Consider the following 3,835-nt stretch of genomic DNA (forward strand, 5'->3'; position numbering starts at 1 on the left):
TACAAATTCCTTAGTATTAATAAAAAGTTTATTCCAAAGGAATTCCCATGCGCTTCAATTTTGTTTTAATATTATATACATATTGGGTAGTAACTCCCAACATTCCAGAAACCTCATTGGGTTTAAATCCTTCATTTAAAAGGGTAAAAACCCGCTTTTCGGTTTTATTCAACTCTTCACTATTGTCTTTATTGCTTATTTTATCTTCCGTTAAATTATCAAACGCCAAATCAGCAATTTTGGGATTTTGTTTTAAATCAATAGAAATAAACCCGAGCAAATCTGATCTGAATTTTCTCAAGAAATCCGTATTATTAGCATCCAGATTTATTTTATCTAACTCTGTTTTAACCTTTTTATTGAATTGAATTAACTCTTTTGAAAATTCGACTACACGATCATTCAAAGTATTTTGACGGATAAGTAAATCCTTCTCTTTCAAAAGCATGAGCTCTTTTTGTTTTCTAAATTTAATTTTCTTCCGATAGAAGAAGAACGATATACCCAGAATACCCAACAACAAAAACAATGACAAAGTAAGTAACTGAACATTTTTATTTTGCAATTTAATTTCCTTATTTCTTACAATGAGTTTATCAAATAAATCTTCCACTCTTCTTACTTCTGTAATATAATGATTCATATCCAATACGCTCATATTTGCGAGCCGAGAAACTCTACCATATTCTAATAAATATTTATTATATACGGCATTATTCTCATCTTTATATTTATCTAATAATATATCAATTGCGTTCAAAAGATATTTAGCATGACTTTGATCATTCTCGATATTTTTTAATTTTTCTACAACATCTGATTCAATAATTTCCCAAATGAAGGTCAATTCCGAAGATTTTAATTTCCCTAAATTGTCTGTTGTATGATCCAACAATCCAATTCCACAATCTTTTGCATGTTCTTGAATATTACTATTTATAAAAAATGTATCTCCAGAATTAAGGAATTGTCTTAGATGCAATGAAATATACTTTGCTTTGAAAGAAGGATGAATACTGTCAATGGGAAAGGCTCTTATCAATGAATCAGCAATCCGGTTATTTTCTAATTTTTGATTCATCAAGATGCTATTTAGATACACCGATTGATTTTGAAAAATCCTAGGGTTTACATTAAAGTTGGCCTGATGTTGATTGAAAAAATCTCTGGCACTTGAAAAATCATTGGTATTAGTAATTGAATTTAATACGTTATTCAATAAAACTGGGGATACCGTGTTATTTATTTTTGCTTGCGTCAATGCCTTAAGAAAAAATTGCCTTGAAATTTCAAACATATCTAACTCAAAAAACACGGCACCCAGATTATTGGCAAAAAAGTAAATCCTGTAAGAATCGTTATCCTCAACCGCCCTTTGAAATCCTAATTTCCAAAATTTCAAGGTTGAATCAACATCCACTGGAGGTGAATAATATGAAATACCTGCTAAATGATATACGTCTAAAGCATCTACATCTGAGTTTTCAGCCGTGGAAATTAACATCTGTTGAGTCCAACGCCTAGATTCCTCTATATTCCCTATTACAAATTGCTGTAATGTCTTGCATTGTTCCGCATAGTTTTTAAAACATGCATTGTTTAAAGTTACCGATAAATCGAATAATTTATTAATGTATTTGTTTGTATAATTTGAGTCTAAGTTGGATTGACAATATTTTTTTAGCTTTGTGGTAAATACATATCCCACTTCATTTGTTGGATTTTGTTCTAAAATTAAATAGGCTGAATCTAAGTCTTGAATAGCATTTATACTACTAATAATATCATCCGAAGCATCTCTGCATCCAAGCCATAGTATTAGGATAGAAAAACAAATAAACCGTGTAGATTTGTACATAATGGCAAAAGTATTGAAAAAAATATATCCTAATTCGACAAGCTTTGAATTGAAGGACTATTAAATCGGTGTCAACGCTTCACGAGATCGACAAATTATAAAATAGAACGAGCCCCTAAAGATTAGGAGCTCGTTCTACGAAATCAAAAATTAAATAAAATTAAATTTTTATTAGTTTAAAACTTCCAACTATACCATTTTTGTGTACTTCTACCATATATATACCCGATACTTCATTGGATAAATCAAATTCAATTTCACTTTGAACATCTGGTTTGGAAATCTTAATAATTTGACCCATATTATTTCGAATGAATACTTGGTCAATTTGACCCTGATAGCTCCTCAATACAAACACACCTGTACTGGGATTTGGAAACAATCCAACTCCAATTTCAACAACATGCTTAATTCCAAGACCAACAACATCTATACAACTTGAAGTATCTTTACAAGAACTAAGGGTTAATTCAACAGCATAACTACCATTCACAGTTGGCGTAAATGATTGACCATATTCACCCGAAATAACTTCATAATTTTTTGTGCAATCCAACCAGGCATAATTCGCACCGAATTGATTAGCAGAAATCACATTATTACTCATCATTAAACCAGTATTCATAGTATCAATGGTAACCCTTGATTCAATGATACTATCACAACCCGCCGTATTAATCAATGTATCCCTATAGGTACCTGATTGGGTATACATTTTACCTGAAGGACTCATCCAATTCTTACATACTGTAACGCTATCAAAAAATCGATTCGTTAAAATAGTCAATTTGTATTCAACGATACTATCGCAGCCACTTGCCGCAATTAATGTGTCGTAGTAGGTGCCGGTAGTTGTCCAAGGATAACTTCTGTTGGGAGATTGAAATTTCTCACAATCTGATACTGAAACTGTTTTAAAAGGAGGCTTAATTAGTGTTAGATTAATCGTAAAAATACTGTCGCAACCACTAGCACTGGCAACGGTATCATAAAAGGTGCCCGATTTCATATACATATATTTACCAGATGGGCTCAAATATTCGTTTCCACAAATTGAAACATTCAATTCTGGATAGAAATATCCAGTCATTGTTTCCTCTAATTGTGCAGAATCTAAAGCCTTACTAAACAACATGAAATTATCTAAAACAGCATTTTTTTGCATCCCAGGGGAAGCACCATGACCGCCAATTTTAAAAGAATTAGAGGTACTTGTACTCTTTATTTTTAAAGCAGTAGAAAGCTGGGTAATTGAACTTGTTTTACCATTTAAATAAGATTTAAGTATCAATGTAGCTGAATCGTAAACAAATGATACGAAATGCTTGCCAGGTAAGGCAGCCCCATAACAAATATTGTCACCGCCCGGTGTTCGAATCAAATAATTGCCATAACCGGCATCTCCGTTAGTAAAACATCTAAAGTTATTAGCAAATGCATCTCCAAAAATATGAAATTCACTCGTTTTACTGACTGTACTTTCCTGATGAATATAAAATGAAATTGTCCATGAACCACTCAAATCGGTTTGCCAACCCGTATTAAACCAAACAAAATTACTTGGAAAACTTTTCCCTCTCAACCCGGTGCCACAGAGTCCTGTATCAGTCACAGGCAAACCATAATTCAATGCAGAATCTGTTAGTGCGGTGGCGCCAGTTGCGTAATTCTTGGTTTTGTAAGTAGGAGATTGATAATCAAAACGATAAAAAAGTATATCTGGCTGTAATACTTGAGAATGCAACTCTTGACCCATGGTCAATGTGCCTAATAATCCTAAAATAAAGAACCGTAGTCTGAATTTTTTTAATAATACGTTGATGTATGAATTACCCATAATTTTTGATTTTCAATACCACAAAGCTACTATACATATTTGGCGAATTTGAATTGCACCCCCGGATGTTATACTCAAATGTTATAATTTGGTCGGAATTCTTAGATTTTTTTAAATTCCCAAAACAGACTATTGGCCGG

The 3,835-nt window shown here is 32.4% G+C and carries 2 protein-coding genes; both read right to left on the reverse strand.

What is annotated here, in order from left to right:
• Positions 1–28: 28 nt before the first annotated feature.
• Positions 29–1,858, reverse strand: coding sequence for a hypothetical protein (locus tag ACTF56_RS12845; RefSeq protein ID WP_438967309.1), 1,830 nt, complete (start codon positions 1,856–1,858; stop codon positions 29–31).
• A 160-nt stretch (positions 1,859–2,018) separates the two neighbouring features.
• Positions 2,019–3,470, reverse strand: a complete 1,452-nt coding sequence (locus ACTF56_RS12850) for a T9SS type A sorting domain-containing protein (RefSeq protein ID WP_438967310.1) — start codon at positions 3,468–3,470, stop codon at positions 2,019–2,021.
• Positions 3,471–3,835: the final 365 nt, after the last annotated feature.

It is taken from the genome of Flavobacterium sp. (genome assembly GCF_965657075.1).
Lineage (GTDB): Bacteria > Bacteroidota > Bacteroidia > Flavobacteriales > Flavobacteriaceae > Flavobacterium.

Coding starts and splice junctions, on each gene's coding strand:
- ACTF56_RS12845 (WP_438967309.1), bottom strand. CDS start 1,858: ATGTACAAATCTACACGGTTTATTTGTTTTTCTATCCTAATACTATGG.